The 17176-nt window shown below is 72.4% G+C and carries 21 protein-coding genes; 14 read left to right on the forward strand and 7 right to left on the reverse strand.

The annotated features are described in order from the left end of the window. Nucleotides 1-129: 129 nt before the first annotated feature. Together groL and groES are read right to left on the reverse strand one after the other, a co-directional pair. Entirely contained in the window at nucleotides 130-1776 is a 1647-nt protein-coding gene (gene groL, locus ACGFI9_RS27210) for a chaperonin GroEL (protein ID WP_393182284.1), read from the reverse strand. A gap of 70 nt (nucleotides 1777-1846) precedes the next feature. Then, nucleotides 1847-2161 (reverse strand): co-chaperone GroES, encoded by a 315-nt coding sequence (gene groES, locus ACGFI9_RS27215; RefSeq protein WP_018222648.1) that lies wholly within the window; start codon nucleotides 2159-2161, stop codon nucleotides 1847-1849. A 347-nt stretch (nucleotides 2162-2508) separates the two neighbouring features. Here groES and ACGFI9_RS27220 point away from each other — a divergent pair, with 347 nt between their 5' ends. The 13 genes from ACGFI9_RS27220 to ACGFI9_RS27280 all read left to right on the forward strand — a co-directional run bounded on the left by ACGFI9_RS27220 (nucleotide 2509) and on the right by ACGFI9_RS27280 (nucleotide 12984). Further along, nucleotides 2509-3309 (forward strand): Scr1 family TA system antitoxin-like transcriptional regulator, encoded by an 801-nt coding sequence (locus tag ACGFI9_RS27220; protein ID WP_393182286.1) that lies wholly within the window; start codon nucleotides 2509-2511, stop codon nucleotides 3307-3309. Next, the gene (locus ACGFI9_RS27225) at nucleotides 3300-3488 is read left to right on the forward strand and encodes a DUF397 domain-containing protein (RefSeq protein ID WP_393182288.1); all 189 of its coding nucleotides are present in this window, start codon (nucleotides 3300-3302) and stop codon (nucleotides 3486-3488) included. Before ACGFI9_RS27220 ends, ACGFI9_RS27225 begins: the two co-directional genes overlap by 10 nt. Before the next feature lie 44 nt (nucleotides 3489-3532). Continuing rightward, complete coding sequence (locus ACGFI9_RS27230; RefSeq protein WP_393182290.1) at nucleotides 3533-4720, forward strand: methyltransferase domain-containing protein; 1188 nt, start codon at nucleotides 3533-3535, stop codon at nucleotides 4718-4720. 70 nt (nucleotides 4721-4790) lie between these two features. After that, entirely contained in the window at nucleotides 4791-5270 is a 480-nt protein-coding gene (gene ybaK / locus ACGFI9_RS27235; protein ID WP_393182292.1) for a Cys-tRNA(Pro) deacylase, read from the forward strand. 220 nt (nucleotides 5271-5490) lie between these two features. Next, the gene (locus tag ACGFI9_RS27240) at nucleotides 5491-6594 is read left to right on the forward strand and encodes a sugar ABC transporter substrate-binding protein (RefSeq protein WP_393182294.1); all 1104 of its coding nucleotides are present in this window, start codon (nucleotides 5491-5493) and stop codon (nucleotides 6592-6594) included. Between the two features lie 108 nt (nucleotides 6595-6702). Continuing rightward, nucleotides 6703-7521, forward strand: coding sequence for an ATP-binding cassette domain-containing protein (locus ACGFI9_RS27245; RefSeq protein WP_393182296.1), 819 nt, complete (start codon nucleotides 6703-6705; stop codon nucleotides 7519-7521). Then, nucleotides 7518-8777 carry a sugar ABC transporter permease gene (locus ACGFI9_RS27250; protein WP_393182298.1) on the forward strand — a complete coding sequence of 420 codons (1260 nt, stop codon included), beginning with the start codon at nucleotides 7518-7520 and terminating at the stop codon, nucleotides 8775-8777. The genes ACGFI9_RS27245 and ACGFI9_RS27250 overlap by 4 nt, the downstream gene beginning before the upstream one ends. A gap of 25 nt (nucleotides 8778-8802) precedes the next feature. Beyond that, nucleotides 8803-9984, forward strand: a complete 1182-nt coding sequence (locus ACGFI9_RS27255) for an ROK family protein (protein WP_393182300.1) — start codon at nucleotides 8803-8805, stop codon at nucleotides 9982-9984. 124 nt (nucleotides 9985-10108) lie between these two features. Beyond that, nucleotides 10109-10825, forward strand: a complete 717-nt coding sequence (locus ACGFI9_RS27260; RefSeq protein WP_393182302.1) for a DUF4142 domain-containing protein — start codon at nucleotides 10109-10111, stop codon at nucleotides 10823-10825. Nucleotides 10826-10917: 92 nt separating this feature from the next. Beyond that, the gene (locus tag ACGFI9_RS27265; protein WP_393182304.1) at nucleotides 10918-11301 is read left to right on the forward strand and encodes a YbaB/EbfC family nucleoid-associated protein; all 384 of its coding nucleotides are present in this window, start codon (nucleotides 10918-10920) and stop codon (nucleotides 11299-11301) included. After that, nucleotides 11298-11624, forward strand: a complete 327-nt coding sequence (locus tag ACGFI9_RS27270) for a hypothetical protein (RefSeq protein ID WP_393182306.1) — start codon at nucleotides 11298-11300, stop codon at nucleotides 11622-11624. Before ACGFI9_RS27265 ends, ACGFI9_RS27270 begins: the two co-directional genes overlap by 4 nt. Nucleotides 11625-11626: 2 nt before the next feature. Then, a complete protein-coding gene (locus tag ACGFI9_RS27275) occupies nucleotides 11627-12676 on the forward strand; it encodes a toxin glutamine deamidase domain-containing protein (RefSeq protein WP_393182308.1) in 1050 nt (349 codons plus the stop codon). Between the two features lie 11 nt (nucleotides 12677-12687). After that, nucleotides 12688-12984 carry a hypothetical protein gene (locus ACGFI9_RS27280; RefSeq protein ID WP_393182310.1) on the forward strand — a complete coding sequence of 99 codons (297 nt, stop codon included), beginning with the start codon at nucleotides 12688-12690 and terminating at the stop codon, nucleotides 12982-12984. Nucleotides 12985-13016: 32 nt separating this feature from the next. Here the strand turns inward: ACGFI9_RS27280 and ACGFI9_RS27285 are convergent, their stop codons facing one another. From ACGFI9_RS27285 to tsaB, 4 genes are read right to left on the reverse strand one after another with little or no spacing between them, the layout of a single operon-like run. After that, nucleotides 13017-13271 carry a hypothetical protein gene (locus ACGFI9_RS27285; RefSeq protein WP_393182312.1) on the reverse strand — a complete coding sequence of 85 codons (255 nt, stop codon included), beginning with the start codon at nucleotides 13269-13271 and terminating at the stop codon, nucleotides 13017-13019. 15 nt (nucleotides 13272-13286) lie between these two features. Continuing rightward, nucleotides 13287-14333, reverse strand: a complete 1047-nt coding sequence (gene tsaD / locus ACGFI9_RS27290; protein ID WP_393182314.1) for a tRNA (adenosine(37)-N6)-threonylcarbamoyltransferase complex transferase subunit TsaD — start codon at nucleotides 14331-14333, stop codon at nucleotides 13287-13289. Between the two features lie 5 nt (nucleotides 14334-14338). Continuing rightward, nucleotides 14339-14791: a ribosomal protein S18-alanine N-acetyltransferase gene (gene rimI / locus ACGFI9_RS27295; protein WP_393182316.1), complete on the reverse strand. Its 453-nt coding sequence runs from the start codon at nucleotides 14789-14791 to the stop codon at nucleotides 14339-14341. Continuing rightward, the gene (tsaB, locus tag ACGFI9_RS27300) at nucleotides 14788-15465 is read right to left on the reverse strand and encodes a tRNA (adenosine(37)-N6)-threonylcarbamoyltransferase complex dimerization subunit type 1 TsaB (protein ID WP_393182318.1); all 678 of its coding nucleotides are present in this window, start codon (nucleotides 15463-15465) and stop codon (nucleotides 14788-14790) included. Before tsaB ends, rimI begins: the two co-directional genes overlap by 4 nt. 181 nt (nucleotides 15466-15646) lie before the next feature. Here tsaB and ACGFI9_RS27305 point away from each other — a divergent pair, with 181 nt between their 5' ends. After that, entirely contained in the window at nucleotides 15647-16462 is an 816-nt protein-coding gene (locus ACGFI9_RS27305) for a helix-turn-helix transcriptional regulator (protein WP_393182320.1), read from the forward strand. Here ACGFI9_RS27305 and ung read toward each other — a convergent pair. Next, the gene (gene ung / locus ACGFI9_RS27310; RefSeq protein ID WP_393182322.1) at nucleotides 16451-17152 is read right to left on the reverse strand and encodes a uracil-DNA glycosylase; all 702 of its coding nucleotides are present in this window, start codon (nucleotides 17150-17152) and stop codon (nucleotides 16451-16453) included. The two genes, ACGFI9_RS27305 and ung, sit on opposite strands and share 12 nt — an antisense overlap. Between the last annotated feature and the right edge of the window lie 24 nt (nucleotides 17153-17176).

Here is a 17176-nt window from a genome sequence, read left to right on the forward strand (position 1 = left end):
TCACGCCGACCAGTCTTGTCGATCAAACGGGCCGGTCGCCAACCTTGTCAGCGTTCCGTAAGCAGATACGGGTCGGGGCACACCGCCACGCTGGCGGTGTGCCCCGACATCAGGCCGTACGGCTCGGGGTCAGAAGCCCGGGCCGTGCTGGTGGCCGTGGCCGTGCGAGTGGCCGTGCCCGCCGGCGGCGGCCGGCTCGGCCTTCTCCGGCTTCTCCACCACCAGGCTCTCGGTGGTGAGCAGCAGGCCGGCGATCGAGGCGGCGTTGGCGACCGCGTTGCGGGTCACCTTCACCGGGTCGATGATGCCGGCCTTGACCAGGTCGACGTACTCGCCGTTGGCGGCGTTGAGGCCGTTGCCCCACTCCTGGCCGGCGACCTTCTGCACCACCACGTAGCCGTCGTGGCCGGCGTTCTGGGCGATCCAGCGCAGCGGCTCGACCAGCGCCTTGCGCACGATCGAGACGCCCACCTTCTCGTCACCGGTGAGGCCCAGGTCGTCGTCGAGCACCGGCAGGATCTGGGCCAGGGCGGCGCCGCCGCCCGGGACCGTACCCTCCTCGACCGCGGCCTTGGTCGCCGCGATGGCGTCCTCGATGCGGTGCTTGCGCTCCTTCATCTCGACCTCGGTGGCCGCGCCGGCCTTGATCACCGCGATGCCACCGGAGAGCTTCGCCAGCCGCTCGGCCAGCTTCTCCCGGTCCCACTCGGAGTCCGAGGCCTCGATCTCCTTGCGGATCTGGGCGACCCGGTCGGCGACCTCGGCGGACTGGCCGCCGCCGTCGACAACCGTGGTGTTCTCCTTGTCGACCACCACGCGACGGGCGGTGCCGAGCACCTCCAGGCCGACCTGGTCGAGCTTGTAGCCCAGCTCGGGCGCGACCAGCTCGGCGCCGGTGAGGATCGCCATGTCCTGGAGCATCGCCTTGCGGCGGTCGCCGAAGCCCGGGGCCTTCACGGCGCAGACCTTGATGGTCTTGCGGATCGCGTTGACCACCAGCGTGGACAGGGCCTGGCCCTCGACGTCCTCGGCGACGATCAGCAGCGGCTTGTTGTTCTGGAGGACCTTCTCCAACAGCGGCAGCAGCTCCTCGATCGCCGAGATCTTCTGCGTGGTGATCAGGATGTACGGGTCCTCCAGGACCGACTCCTGCGCCTCCACGTCGGTGACGAAGTTCGGCGAGATGAAGCCCTTGTCGAACTGGAGACCCTCGGTCACCTCCAGCTCGGTGGTGAGGGCGGAGCCCTCCTCGACGGTGATGACACCGTCGCGGCCGACCTTCTCCATCGCCTCGGCGATCAGCTCGCCGATGGTGGCGTCCTGCGCGGAGATCGTCGCGACGTGCGCGATCGACTCCTTGTCGGCCACCTCGACGGCCCGGCCGAGCAGCGCCTCGGAGACCTTGCCGGCCGCCGCGTCGATGCCCCGCTTGAGGCCGGTCGGGTTGGCCCCGGCGGCCACGTTGCGCAGGCCCTCGCGGACCATGGCCTGGGCCAGCACGGTCGCGGTGGTGGTCCCGTCGCCGGCGACGTCGTTGGTCTTGGTCGCCACCTCCTTGACCAGCTGCGCGCCGAGGTTCTCGTAGGGGTTGGTGAGCTCGATCTCCTTGGCGATCGTCACGCCGTCGTTGGTGATCGTGGGCGCACCAAACTTCTTGTCCAGGACGACGTTGCGCCCGCGCGGGCCGAGAGTGACCTTGACCGCGTCCGCGAGGGCGTTGACACCGTGCTCCAGCAGGTGCCGGGCGTCGTCCGAGAAGCTCAGGATCTTCGCCATCTGTATCCCTTCGAAGCGACGTTGCCCCGGCCCGGCGAGCCGGACCGGGGCAACGACACTGATCGGTTGCTTACTTCTCGATGACCGCGAGGACGTCGCGGGCGGAGAGCACCAGGTACTCCTCGCCGGCGTACTTGACCTCGGTGCCGCCGTACTTCGAGTAGAGGACGGTGTCGCCGACCTTGACGTCGATCGGCACGCGGTTGCCCTTGTCGTCGATCCGGCCCGGGCCGACAGCGAGGACGGTGCCCTCCTGCGGCTTCTCCTTGGCGGTGTCGGGGATCACGATGCCCGAGGCGGTGGTGGTCTCGGCCTCGTTCGCCTGGACCACGATGCGGTCCTCGAGCGGCTTGATCGCAACCTTGGTCGCGGTAGTCACGGGCATACCCTCCTGGGGTACTTGGTGTCGTTGCCGGTCGGCGCGCCGACCGGCGTCAATCTGCCACATGCCACCGGGCGGGGCCGTCGTCGCGGGTGCCGGTCCGCCTGGCGTTCAACCCCCGGACACCAGGGCCCGGGCGTTGGCACCCTCAGGGTGAGAGTGCTAATCGCAGGTTATTCCTCGGCTAGCACTCCGTCAAGGAGAGTGCCAACGCGCCACCCCTCGTGTCGCCCCCGGATCCGCCACAGTTCCGCCACTCGTCACCGCAACACGCCGCCGAAGCCTCGCCAGCGCGTGATCAGCTCCCTACTCTCCGGTGGCCGCCGTACGGGCCGAGGAGAGGAGACCGGGTGTCCCGGATACCGACGCTGACCTTCCTGCGCGAGCAGCTCCGCCGGACCCGGCAGGCGCGCGGACTCAGCCAGGAGCAGTTGGGCAAGCTCATCAACTACTCCTCGTCCCAGGTGAGCGCGGTCGAGACCGGCGAGCGGCCGGTCCCGCCGGACTACCTGGCCCGGGTAGACCGGGTGCTGGACACCGGCGGCCTCTTCGGCACGATGCTGGAGCTGATCCGCTTCCACGCCGCGCCGGACTGGTTCCGCCCCTGGGAGGAGAATGAGCGGGAGGCGGTGGCGCTGCGCTGGTACGACCCGACAGTGATCCCCGGCCTGCTCCAGACCGAGGGGTACGCGCGAGCGATGCTCGGCACGGTCGGCGAGCTGACGGCCGAGGAGGTCGAGGCGCGGGTGGTGGCCCGGCTGGCCCGGCAGGCCGTGCTGGCTGCCGACCCGCGCCCGCACCTCGTTGCCGTGCTGGAGGAACACACGCTACGGCGGCAGGTCGGCGACCGGGCCGTCATGCGTGAGCAGCTCCAGCACCTGCTGGCCGTCGGCACCGAGCCCAACGTGCAGGTCCGGGTCGTGCCGGCCGACACCCCCTGGCACATCGGGCTTCATGGCCCCTTCATCCTGGCCAGGCTCGCCAGCGGCGCCGAGCTGGCCCACCTCGACAACCAGCTCCGGGGGCAGACCGTGGACGGCCCGAACGACATTGCCGCCCTCGAACGGCGCTGGGAGACTGTGGCCGGTGAGGCGCTGCCGCGCCGGCAGTCGGCCCGACTCATCGAGGAAGTGGTGAAGACATGGACCTGACCCGCGCCGCCTGGCGCAAGGCCACCCGCAGCAACGCCAACGGCGGCGCCTGCGTGGAGGTCGCCGACAACCTGCCCGGCGTGGTCGCCGTCCGGGACAGCAAGGACCCGGCCGGGCCGGTGCTCACCTTCACCCCGGCGAGCTGGCGCGCCTTCGTCACCGCCGCCCCTGCCCGGTGACACCACCCTCCTGGTAATCCGGTCCGGGCCGGGAGAATGGGCGGGTGGATCTGGACCAGCTCGCCGCCCTGCGTACGCCCGAGGGGTCGGCCGCGCTCGCGGCGGCGGCGCGGGTGGCCGGCGGGGATCCGCTGGCCGCGGCGGCCGCGCTCCGCTCCGGCGGGGTCCCGGCCGGGCTGGCCGCCGCCGCGCTGACCCAGGCCGAGCTGCGCCGCCGGGCGGTGGGCAAGTTCGGGCCGGAGGCCGCCGGCATGTTCCTCACCCGCCCCGGGCTGGAGCAGGCCACCCGTCGGGTGGTCGCCGACCGGCGGGCCGCGCGGCTCCGCGCCGCCGGGGTGCGCAGCCTCGCCGACCTGGGCTGCGGCCTCGGCGCGGACGCGCTCGCCGCCGCCCGCGCCGGCATCCGGGTGTACGGGGTGGAGGCCGACCCGGTGACCGCCGCGATGGCCGCCGCGAACGCCGAGGCGGCCGGGCTGGCCGAGCGGTTCACCGTCGAGTGCGGGGACGCGACGGCGTTCGACGTGACCCGGGTCGAGGCGGTCTTCTGCGACCCGGCGCGGCGGGCGGCCGGCACCGGGCGCCGGATCTTCGACCCGAACGCCTACTCGCCGCCCTGGGACTTCGTCACCGGGCTGGCCGAGCGGGTGCCGTACACGGTGGTCAAGGTGGCCCCCGGCCTGGACCACGGGCTGATCCCGGCGGGCGCGGAGGCCGAGTGGGTCAGCGTGGACGGCGACCTGGTCGAGGCGGCCCTCTGGTGCGGCGCGCTGGCCGAGGTCCCGCGCCGCGCCACCCTGCTGCGCACCGGCGCCGCGCACCTGCTGACCGGGGCGGGCGACGCCGAGGCGCCGGTCGGGGCGGTCCGCCGCTTCCTGTACGACCCGGACCCGGCCGTGGTACGGGCGCACCTGGTCGCCGAACTGGCCGGCGAGCTGGACGCCACCCTCGCGGACCCGGCGATCGCCTACCTGTACGCCGACGCGGCGCGGCCCACCCCGTTCGCCCGGTGCCTGGAGGTCACCGACGTGCTCCCGTTCTCGCTGAAGCGGCTGCGCGCGCTGCTCCGCGAGCGCCGGGTCGGCCGGGTGGAGATCCTCAAGCGGGGCTCGGCACTGGAGCCGGAGAAGCTGCGCCGCGATCTCAGGCTGGCCGGCGACGCCTCGGCCAGCCTGGTGCTGACCCGGGTGGCCGGCGCGCCGACGGTCCTGCTCTGCCGGCCGGTACCCGGCTGAGCCGGCCGGACGGTTCCCGGCGGATGGTTTCGACTCGCCCCGGCGCGGCGGCCGGGATAGCTTGTCGGGCATGGCGGGACAGGGCACTCCGGCGACGGCACTGCTGACCAAGCGGAAGATCGCCCACAGCACCCACCCGTACGACGTCTCGCCGGACGCGCCGAACTACGGCGCGCTGATCGCGGCGGCCCTCGGGGTGCCGCCGGAGCGGGTGTTCAAGTCGCTGGTCACCGAGGTCGACGGCGGGCTCACCGTGGCGGTCGTCCCGGTCACCGGGGAACTGGACCTCAAGGCCCTGGCCGCCGCCGTCGGCGGCAAGCGGGCGGCCATGGCGGACCGGACGATCGCCGAGCGGGCCACCGGGTACGTCCGCGGCGGGATCAGCCCGCTCGGCCAGCGCAAGCGGCTCCCGACCGTGGTCGACGCGTCCGCGCTGGCGCATCCGACCGTCTACGTCTCGGCCGGCCGCCGGGGGCTGCAACTCCAACTCGCCCCGGCCGACCTGGTCGCGCTGACCGACGCCCGGACGGCGCCGATCGCCACCGCCTGAACCCGCCCATCGGGCCTGGTGGGAGCGTTTCCGGGCGCGGGGCGAGGGAGCGCTCTCAGCGGGGTGACAGTCGAGTGACAGTCGCGTTGCTGAATTGTTACCGCCGCCAACAAAACTCTGACCTCGACACTCTTGCGCCCCCCGCGAAGGGAGGAATACGTTGCCGGACACAACAAAACACCGACCACTACTTCCCCCACCCTCCGAAAGGACCCTGCAGATGCGCAAGGGCTTCCTCACCATCGCGGCCGTCGGTCTCCTCGCGACCGGCAGCATGGCCGCCTGTGGTGACAACGGCGGTTCTTCCGACCAGGCCGGCGGCTCGAACGACAAGAAGCCGAAGATCGGCGTGATCCTCCCGGACAGCAAGTCCTCCGCCCGTTGGGAGGGCGCGGACCGCAAGTTCCTGGAGGACGCCTTCAAGGCCGCGGGCGTCGACTACGACATCCAGAACGCCCAGGGCGACAAGACCCAGTTCCAGACCATCGCCGACCAGATGATGACCAACGGCGTCACCGCCCTGATGATCGTCAACCTGGACTCCGGCACCGGCAAGGCCGTGCTCGACAAGGCCAAGTCGCAGGGCGTGGCGACCATCGACTACGACCGGCTGACCCTGGGCGGCTCCGCCCAGTACTACGTCAGCTTCGACAACGTGGCGGTCGGCAAGCTCCAGGGCGAGGGCCTGAGCAAGTGCCTGACCGACAAGGGCGCGAAGAACCCGGCGATCGCCTACCTCAACGGCTCGCCGACCGACAACAACGCGACCCTGTTCAAGAGCGGGTACGACTCGGTGCTCAAGCCGAAGTTCGACTCGAAGGAGTACACCAAGGTCGCCGACGACTCCGTGCCGGACTGGGACAACGCCCAGGCCGCCACGATCTTCGAGCAGCAGCTCACGAAGGCCGGCGGCAAGATCGACGGCGTGCTGGCCGCCAACGACGGTCTCGGCAACGCGGCCATCTCGGTGCTGAAGAAGAACAAGCTCAACGGCAAGGTTCCGGTGACCGGCCAGGACGCCACCGTCCAGGGCCTGCAGAACATCCTCGCCGGTGACCAGTGCATGACCGTCTACAAGGCGATCAAGGAGGAGGCGAAGGCGGCCTCCGACCTGGCCATCGCGGTCGCGAAGGGCGAGAAGAAGGAGACCGGCCAGACGGTCAAGGACCCGGAGGGTGGCCGCGACGTCCCGTCCGTCCTGCTCACCCCGAAGGCCATCTACAAGGACAACGTCAAGGACGTCGTCGCCGACGGGTTCGTCACCAAGGACGAGCTCTGCACCGGCAACTACGCCAAGCTCTGCGCCGACGCCGGCATCAGCTGACCTGTCCTACCCGCCTCAGGCGACGCCGCCCGGCACGGGTTCTCCCGTGCCGGGCAGCTCCCGCGCCGGACGGGCTCCGAGATCTCCCTCCATCCAAAGGAGAACCCCGTGTCCGCAACCCCCCTGCTGGAGCTACGCGGGATCGACAAGAGCTTCGGTCCCGTCCAGGTGCTGCGTGACGTCGCCTTCACCGCGCACGCCGGCGAGGTCACCGCGCTGGTCGGCGACAACGGCGCCGGCAAGTCGACCCTGGTCAAGTGCATCAGCGGCATCTACCCCACCGATGCCGGCGAGTTCCTCTTCGACGGCCAGCCGGTGAGCATCAACAGCCCGCGGGACGCCGCCGCGCTCGGCATCGAGGTCGTCTACCAGGACCTCGCGCTCTGCGACAACCTCGACATCGTGCAGAACATGTTCCTCGGCCGGGAGAAGCGCAGCGGCATCGTGCTCGACGAGCCGACCATGGAGCAGATGGCCGCCGAGACCCTGGCCGGGCTGAGCGTCCGCACCGTGAAGTCGCTGCGCCAGCACGTCGCCAGCCTCTCCGGCGGCCAGCGGCAGACCGTCGCCATCGCCAAGGCCGTGCTCTGGAACAGCAAGCTGGTCATCCTGGACGAGCCGACCGCCGCGCTCGGCGTCGCGCAGACCGCCCAGGTGCTGGAGCTGGTCCGCCGGCTGGCCGACAACGGGCTGGCCGTCGTGCTCATCTCGCACAACATGAACGACGTCTTCGCCGTCTCCGACCGGATCGCCGCGCTCTACCTCGGCCAGATGGTGGCCCAGGTGAAGACCACCGACATCACCCACTCGCAGGTGGTCGAGCTGATCACCGCCGGCCGCTCCGGCAACCTCGGCCTCGCCGCCGAACCCGCCGCCAACGGCAACGGCGCCGCGCCCGCCGACACCACCCCAGGAGCCGTCCGATGACCACCACCGCCGTGAAGAAGGAAGGCCCCGCCGCGGTCGCGCCGGCGCCGACCGTCGGCACCCACCTGAACAACTACTGGCGCCGGGTACGCGGTGGCGACATCGGTGCGCTGCCCGCGGTGTTCATGCTCCTCGCGCTCTGCGTCGGCTTCTCGATCGCCCGTCCGTCGTTCTTCACCGCCGGCAACTTCGCGAACCTGTTCACCCAGGGCGCCGCGGTCACGCTGATCGCGATGGGCCTGGTCTTCGTCCTGCTGCTCGGTGAGATCGACCTCTCCGCCGGCTTCGCCAGCGGCGTCTGCGCCGCCATCCTGGCCAACGTGGTCACCGTGCTCGGCTACCCCTGGTACGTCGCGGTGCTCGCCGCCATCGTCACCGGCGTGGTGATCGGCACCGTGCTCGGCCTGCTGGTGGCGAAGGTCGGCATCCCGTCCTTCGTGGTCACCCTGGCCGGCTTCCTCGCCTTCCAGGGCGTCGTGCTGATGCTCATGAAGTCGGGCGCCAACATCTCGGTGCGGGACGACACCCTCGTCGCGATCGCCAACCGCAACCTCTCCCCCGCGCTGGGCTGGGCGCTGGCCGCCGTGGCCGTCGCCGGGTACGCCGCGGTGCAGCTGCTGCGGCACCGCAACCGGGCCGCCCGCGGCCTGCTCACCGACCCGTTCGCGGTGGTGGCCGCCCGGATCGTCGGCCTCGCCGTCATCCTCGGCGTCGCGGTCTACGTGCTCAACCTGGAGCGCAGCCGCAACGTGCTGGTGGTCTCGCTCAAGGGCGTGCCGATCGTGGTGCCGATCATCGCGCTGCTGCTGGTCCTCTGGACCTTCGTGCTGCACCGGACCAGCTACGGCCGGCACGTCTACGCGGTCGGCGGCAACGCCGAGGCGGCCCGCCGGGCCGGCATCAACGTCGACCGGATCCGCATCTCCGTCTTCGTCATCTGCTCCACGATGGCGGCGGTCGGCGGCATCGTGGCGGCCAGCCGGGCCAACTCGGTGGACCCCAACACCGGTGGCAGTAACGTACTGCTCTACGCCGTCGGCGCGGCGGTGATCGGCGGCACCAGCCTCTTCGGCGGCAAGGGCCGGGTCCTCGACGCCGTGCTCGGTGGCGCGGTCGTCGCGGTCATCGACAACGGTATGGGACTGATGGGGTACAGCTCGGGGGTGAAGTACGTGGTCACCGGCGTGGTCCTGCTCGCCGCCGCCACCATCGACGCGCTCTCCCGGCGGCGGGCCGCCGCGACCGGCACCCGCTGAACCCCGCACGGACATGGCTGTGGCAATGCGCGCGGGACCGAGTCAGGACGAGATCCGTCGGCAGAACCTGGGCGCACTGCTCCGCTACGTGCACGTGCACGGGGCGACCACCCGCGCGGAGCTGACCACCGCGCTCGGGCTCAACCGCAGCACCATCGGCGCGCTGACCGCCGACCTGGCCGGCGCCGGTCTGGTCAGCGAGGGGACGCCGAAGGAGACCGGCCGGGCCGGGCGACCCTCGCTGGTCGTCCGGCCCGAGTCGGCCCGGATCTACGCGTACGCGTACAGCGTGGAGGTGGACCGGCTGCGGGCCGCGCGGGTCGGTCTCGGCGGTGAGGTGCTCGACAGCCGGGAACTGGACCGGCCCCGGAACCTGGTGGCCGGGGAGGCCGCGCCGCTGCTGGCCGGCGCGGTCAAGGAGATGCACCAGTCGGTGCCGGCCGACTCCATCTGCGTCGGCGCCGGCGTCGCGGTCTGCGGCATGGTGCGCCGCGAGGACGGGCTGGTCCGGCTGAGCCCCACCACCGGCTGGGTGGACGAGCCGATCGGCGCCGCGCTCGCCGCCGAACTGGGCATCGACGTACCGATCACCGTGGGGAACGTGGCCGACGTGGCCGCGTTCGCCGAGCACGCCCGGGGCGCCGCCGCCGGCTGCGACAACGTCATCTACCTGTACGGGGACGTCGGCGTCGGGGCGGGCATCATCGCCGGCGGGCGGCGGTTGACCGGGCACGGCGGGTACAGCGGCGAGGTCGGCCACATGGTGGTGGTCCGGGACGGCCTGCTCTGCGACTGCGGCCGCCGGGGCTGCTGGGAGACGGAGATCGGTGAGCACGCGCTGCTCCGGGCCGCCGGCCGCTCCGACGCCCGGGGCCGGGAGGCGATGCTGGCCGTCTTCGACGCCGCCGACCGGGGCGACGCCCGCGCCCAGGCCGCGGTCCGGCAGGCCGGCGACTGGCTCGGCTTCGGCGTGGCCAACCTGGTCAACATCTTCAACCCGGAAATGGTCATCTTCGGCGGCACCATGCGCGACCTCTACCTGGCCGCCGCCGCCCAGGTACGCAGCCGGCTCAACTCCAACGGCCTGCCCGCCTGCCTGGAGCACGTGCGGCTGCGTACCCCCAAGCTCGGCGACGACGCGGCGCTGATCGGGGCCGCCGAGCTGGCCTTCGAACGCCTCCTCGCCGACCCCCTCGACGTCGGCTGACCGACCACCCGCGCCGGTGAACTGATCGGTGCCGTGATCCGTACCAGTCCCCGGACGGGCGGCCGTCGGGCTGCGACCGTCCGGACATCCGCGTACCGGTCCGGATCGAGGAGGCACCGCAACCATGGCACCGCTGGAATCCGTCCGCCGCCTGACGCTGCTGCTCGTCGCGCTCGTCGCGGGGATCGGCGTCCTTCCCGGCACCGCGCTGGCCGCCCCCGGCCAGCAGCTCAACGCCGCCGACATGACGCTGCTCAACGGCGTACGGCTGGCCGGCCTCTGGGAGATGCCCGCCGGCCAGATGGCCGCCGAGAAGGGCCAGTCCGCCCGGGTACGCGAGATCGGCGCGGAGATCGCCCGGCAGCACGGCGTGCTGGACCAGCTCGTGGTCGAGGCGGCGAACAAGCTGGGGGCCACCCTGCCGACCGATCCCACCGCCGAGCAGAAGGGGTGGCTGACCGAGATGCAGAACGCCACCGGTGCCCGGTTCGACCAGATCTTCGTGACCCGGCTCCGGGTGGCCCACGGCAAGATCTTCCCGGTGATCGGCGCGGTCCGGGCCAGCACCCGGGACCCGATCGTCCGAAAGCTCGCCGAGGAGGCGAACACGTTCGTCAACGACCACATGACCATGCTGGAGAGCACCGGACTGGTCCGCTGGCAGCAGCTCCCGCCCGCCGCGCTGCCCCCGGCGCAGAGCGACTCGCTGGTCGCCGCGGCGGCGGCGAACGTCGGCAGCGGCGGCGGGGTCCAGGTCAGCACCACCGTGGTGTGGGTGGTCTTCCTCCTCGCCCTGGGCACCGGCGGCTACGCGACCTGGCGCATCCTCCGCCGCACCTGACCCCGTACGGCCGGCTGGTGGCCACTCGCTAGGCTTCGCCGGGGCGCGGTTGATCCGCGTTCCTCCACAGTCGACCGGAACGGAGTGGCCGCGTGACCGACCAGTACCACCGACCGGACGGCCTGCTCGGCCGCTTCACCGCCGTCCGGGGCGTCGCCGACGCGGCGGACGGCCTCGTGCACGTCGAGATCGACGGTACGGGCGAGCTGCTCGCCCTGGACCTGGACCCGCGCGCCATGCGGCTGCCGGCGGTGGACCTGTCGGCGGCGATCCGGCAGGCGTTCCGCGACGCCCGGGCGCAGGTGCAGGGCCAGCTCCAGGAGCAGTTGGGTGGCCAGCCGCCGGCCCTGCCCGAGGGGCTGGGGTCGCTCCTCAACGACCTCGGCTTCAGCGCGCAGCGCCGGCTGGACGACATGGCCGCCGCCGCGCAGCAGATCGCCGACCGGCTGGACCGGATGGGTGGGGCGGCGCGATGACCCAACCGATGCACACCGAACCGGAGGTGCTGGCCGGCGCGGCGCAGGCCATCGCCGGCGTCGCGGTCGAGCTGGAGACCGGGCTGAGCGCGCTGGAGGCCACGGTCACCAGCGAGAACCCGTGGGGCGCGGACGAGCCGGGTTCGGTGTTCGGCGCCGCGTACACCGAGGTGCTGTCGCACGCCCTGGAGACGTACGGCTCGCACGTGCAGTTGCTGATCAGCGCCGCGGAGGGGCTGGCGGACTGGGCGCAGCAGGTGGTCGAGACCGACCTGGAGTCCGACCAGCTCTTCAGCAAGCTGCACGGCCGGTTGGGGGCCTGAGCGTGGGTCTGGAGCTTCCCGCCGAGCTGACCGAACCGCTCAGCTGGATCGGTCTGGAGTGGCCGGAGGCGGACGAGGAGCTGCTCTTCGCCGCCGGCCAGCACTGGCTCTCGTTCGGAATGGCGTTGCAGGGCGCGGCGATGCAGGCCGACGGGGCCGCGGCGGCGGTCTGGCAGCACAACTCCGGGGACACCGCCGACGCCTTCCAGCGGTGGTGGACGCGCGCGGACGGGCCGCAGCTGCGGTTGCTGGAGGACGCCATCGCGGCGCAGCTCATCGGCGCGGTGCTGATGATCTTCGCGGCGATGACCCTGGCCATGAAGATCGCCTTCATCGTCCAGCTGATCATCCTGCTGGTCCAGGTGACCATGGCGATCGCCGCCGCGGTCGCCACCTTCGGCGCCTCCACCGGCGCCGTGCCCGGCTTCGTGGCGGTCACCCGGATGATCTGCCAACGCCTGATACGGCTGATCGTGCAGCAGGTCCGGACCGTGCTCAAGCACATCCTGGAGCAGGCGAAGCGGCTGCTGAAGCTGGTCCGCAAGGTGGGCGCCAAGCGGGCCGCCCGCAAGGTGGAGAAGCAGATCGCCCGCGACCTCAAGAAGGTCAACCCGAAGTTCAACCCGCCCCACCCGGACTACTCGGCGAACTGCACCCACTGTGTGCAGACGTACGAGCTGCGGCGAAGAGGCATCGACGTCGAGGCGACGGCGCTGCCGAAGCAGTTCCACCCGTACGGCGGGCGGTCGCTCGGCGACATCGAGCAGACCTGGGGACGGAAGTTCACCAACGGCGGCCAGGGCGACATCGAGCAGGCGTTCCAGAACTTCGGCCCCGGCTCCCGGGGCGTGGTCGCGATCCGCTGGAACAACGGCGGTGGCCACGTCTTCAACGTGGAGAACGTGGGCGGCAAGGTGCGCTTCATCGACGGCCAGAACGCCGGACGCGACGTCGCCGACTACTTCACCAAGGGACACAGCACCTCGTTCGTCCGGCTGGACGACATCCCCATGCCCGGCGGACTCACCGAGTTCGTCCGGCCGCCCGGTTAGGATCCCCCCTCATGGCTGTCACCTACGAGCAGGCCCGCGACATCGTCCGCCGGGCCACCGAACCGGACTGGCCGGTCGGCACGTACTGCCTGGACGACCGCAGGATCGTGGAGAACGACCAGTTCTACGTCTTCGAGGTCGGCGCGCGGGAGTTCCTGGTGGGCGGCGACATGTCGTACGCCCTGGCCGGCTCCGTGCCGGTGGTGTACAAGGCGGACGGCCGGCTGGAGTACCTTCCGTCGTTCCAGATCGGCACCGACCCCTCGATCCGCAACCGGCCCAACCCCGCGCCCACCCTGCGCGCCTGACCTCGCCCGGTCGACCGCGGGCCCCCGGCGGGTCAGCGGTCGACCTGGGTGAAGTCCCAGGAGTGCGGCGGGCGGGCGACCAGCGTCGGCGGCGGGTCCGGCAGGGCCCGCGGGTTGCTCCGCCACTTCGAGATCACCACCAGTCGGTGGTCGGTGGACGAGAACACCTCGCTGGACAGGTGCAGCGGGTCGTGCTCGAACTCGGGCAGCGCGGTCTCGCACACCCAGGTGATCAGGTCGGCGAAGCCGTACGACTCGGCCTTCGCCTCCCACATGCGGACGATCACGTCGGTCCTTCTTGGTCAGACGCTGACCACGGTCAGCGGCATCGCGGAGTCGGCGGGCAGGTCGAGGCGGCTCGGCGCGACACCGGCGGCGACCAGGTGCGAGCCGAGCGCGGCTACCATCGCCCCGTTGTCGGTGCAGAGCTTCGGCCGGGGCGTACGGACCCGGATCCCGTGCTTCGCCGCCCGGTGCTCGGCCATCGCGCGCAGCCGCGAGTTGGCCGCCACCCCGCCCCCGATCACCAGCGTGTCGACGCCGCTGCTGCGGCAGGCGTCCAGCGCCTTGCCGACCAGCACGTCGCAGACCGCCTCCTGGAAGGACGCGGCCACGTCGGCGACCGGTACCGGCTCGCCGGCCCGCTGCCGCGCCTCCACCCAGCGGGCCACCGCGGTCTTCAGTCCGGAGAAGGAGAAGTCGTAGCGGTGGCCGACCAGGTCCTTGGCGGCGGTCAGCCCGCGCGGGAAGGCGATGGCGTCCGGGTCGCCGGCCCGCGCCTCCCGGTCGATATACGGGCCGCCGGGGAACGGCAGCCCGAGCAGCCGGGCCACCTTGTCGAACGCCTCGCCGGCCGCGTCGTCGATGGTCGAGCCGAGCGGGGTGACCTCCCGGGCCAGGTCGTCGACCCGGAGCAGCGAGGAGTGCCCGCCGGAGACCAGCAGGGCGATCGCCGGCTCGGGCAGCGGGCCGTGTTCCAGAGTGTCGACCGCGACGTGCGCGGCGAGGTGGTTGACGCCGTACACCGGCTTCTCGGCGGCGACCGCGTACCCCTTGGCGGCGGCGACGCCGACCAGCAGCGCGCCCGCCAGGCCCGGGCCGGAGGTGACCGCGATCGCGTCGATGTCCGCGATCGTCACCCCGGCCTCCCGCAGCGCCCGGTCCATGGTCGGCACGATCGCCTCCAGGTGGGCGCGGCTGGCCACCTCGGGCACCACGCCGCCGAACCGGGCGTGCTGCTCGACGCTGGAGGCCAGCGCGTCGGCGAGCAGGGTGTGCCCGCGGACGATGCCGACCCCGGTCTCGTCGCAGGACGTCTCGATGCCGAGGATCAGTGGTTCGTCAGCCATGCTCGTCAGTCCTCGTTGCGCTGCATGACCAGCGCGTCGGTGTTGCTCGGTTGGTAGTAGCCGCGCCGGATGCCGATCGGCTCGAAGCCGTACATGGCGTACAGCCGCTGGGCCGGGGCGTTGTCCGCCGCGACCTCCAGCAGGGTGCTGCGGACGCCGCGCCGGGCCGCCTCGGCGAGCAGCGCCTCCAGCAGCAGCCGGCCGATCCCCCGGCGCTGCGCGTCCCGGCGGACCGCGATGTTCTGCACCCAGGCCTCGTCGGGCGGCGCGACGGCCAGCCCGGCGTAGCCGAGCACGGACCCGTCGTCGTCGGTGGCGACCAGGTAGAAGTGCCGGTTGGCCAACTCGTTCCAGAACATCGCCGGTGACCACTGCTCGGCGCCGAACAGGTCCGCCTCGATGGGCAGCACCTGGCCGATGTGCCACCAGCGGAAGCGGTCGAGGCGTACCTCACTCACGGCAGGACCGGCTTGTGACCGGTGGCCGCCACGGCGTCCGGGCGGCGGAGGTAGAGCGGGGTGAGCAGCTCGCCGGGGGCACCGGCCCGGATCCGCTCGGCGGCCAGCGCGGCCAGCGCCGTCGCGTCCGGGTAGCGCGGCTCCTCCCGCACCGGCAGGCCGAGGACGTCCGCGTACCGGTGGGCGCCGTCGCCGACCGCGACCGTGACGGCCAGACCCCGGGCGCGCTCGGCGGCGACCGCCGGGGCGTCCACGTTCGGCCCGGCGATGCGCTGCCCGGCGCCGTCGTAGACGGCCCAGTAGACCTCCCGGCGCCGCGCGTCGCTCGCGGCCAGCACCGGCTCGCCGGCGGCCGCCGGGTGGCCCAGCCCGTCGAGCGAGCAGACACCGTACGTGGGGATGCCGAGCACCTGGCCCATGGTGGCGGCGGTGACCAGGCCGACCCGCAGCCCGGTGAACGGCCCGGGGCCGAGCCCGGCGACGATCGCGGCCAGGTCGGCGGGGCGGGCGTCGGCGTCGGCCAGCACCGCGTCGACCTGCGGGGCGAGCAGCTCACCGTGCGCCCGGGCGTCGACCGTGCACCGCTGCGCGCGGGCCACGACACCGTCCGCCGAGACCTCGACCAGGGCCGCGGTCACCGCGGGAGTCGAGGAGTCCACCACGAGTACGAGCACGGTATGCCAGCCTAGCCGCCCGCCGGTCACCGCCGGTCACGACCTGTCCCCGCGCGACGACAGGCTCGGACGAAGGTCCGCCGGGCGCGGAGTTCTCGGCGGCGGACGTGCGGCGGTTACTCGCGGTGAGGCCGGCTGAGGAAGACACCGCTTGGGAGTGACATGACTGAGAGACATGAATATGACTGACAGACATGTCGCTCTCGAATCTTCGTCATCATCGTGGGGTGTCCGAGAGCGCCTGGCCCGCCAGATCGCCACCACCATCCGGCACGAGCGGGAACGCCGGGAGTTGACCCAGCAGGCCCTGGCGGACCTGGCCGGGCTGAGCCAGAGCGCCGTCGCGCGCATCGAGCGGGGTGACCGGCTGCCGAGCCTGCCGATGGTGGAGCGGCTGCTCGCCGCCATGGGCGTGCAGCTCACCATCGGGGTGGAGCCGCTGGACAGCCACCTGGACGCCGCCCTCGACGCGCTGGCCGACGGGTCGGTGGTCGAGCGGATCCGGGAGATCGGGTTGGACCAGATGCTCGACGCGCTGGGCGCGCTGCCGTACGTGCTGACCGGGAGTTCGGCGGCACTGCTCCAGGGGGCGCCGCTGCCGGTGGACGCGGTAGAGGTGGCGGTGCGCTGGCGGGACTCGCCCCGGCTCACCGCCTTCCTCGAGGAGGCGTACGGGCAGCGCTGGAACGCGCGCTGGGCGGAGTGGGGCGGGCTGCAGCTGGAGCCCGAGGAGCCGGGCGAGCACCGCTGGCAGACCCGGTACGGCGAGCTGCGGGCGCGAATGTGCGACGAGTTGCCGCGGGCGGTCGAGGTACGGCACGGCGGGCGGAGCTACCCGGTCGAGCCGCTGGTCCGGGTCGAGCTGGCCGACCCGCGCGCCGCCGACCTGCTGCGCCGGCACCGGCAGCGCCTCGCCACCGGCCGCGCCGGGGACGAGGCGCGGGCGGGGGACGAGGCGCGGGCCGGGGACGAGGCGCGGGCCGGGTCAGCCGGCTGAGCGCTCCCAGTCGATGGTGGGCAGGCCGGCGTCGGCGAGGGCCTTGTTCGCCGCGCTGAACGGGCGGCTGCCCAGGAAGCCGCGCGGGTTCATCGGGCTCGGGTGGCCCGCCTCCAGCACCACGTGCTGCGGGTTGGTGACCAGGGCCGCCTTCTTGCGGGCGTACCCGCCCCAGAGCAGGAAGACCACCCGCTGGTCGAGCGCGTCCAGGGCCCGGATGGTGGCGTCGGTGAACTCCTCCCACCCCTTGTTCGCGTGCGAGCCGGGGGTGGCCTGCCGGACGGTGAGCACCGAGTTGAGCAGCAGCACGCCCTGCGCCGCCCAGCCGGACAGGTTGCCGCTGCGCGGCTTCGGCACGCCCAGGTCCTCGCCCAGTTCCTTGAAGACGTTGCGCAGCGACGGCGGCACCGAGACCCCCTCGCGGACGCTGAAGCTCAGCCCGTGCGCCTGCCCCGCCTTGTGGTAGGGGTCCTGCCCGAGGATCAGCACCCGGGTCTCCGCCGGCCCGCACAGCCGGTACGCGGAGAACAGGTCCTCGACCGGCGGGAAGACGGTCTGGGTCGCGTACTCCCCGGCGACGAAGTCGGCGAGCGCCGTGGTGCCGGCCGGGTCGAGGTGGGGGGTGAGCGCCGTCCGCCAGGCGTCGGGGAGCAGCGCCAGCAGGTCGAGGGTGGGGGCGTCGTCGGGCATCGGCAACCTTCCGCCGGTCTGATC

It is taken from the genome of Micromonospora sp. NPDC048930 (assembly GCF_043197935.1).
GTDB lineage: Bacteria > Actinomycetota > Actinomycetes > Mycobacteriales > Micromonosporaceae > Micromonospora.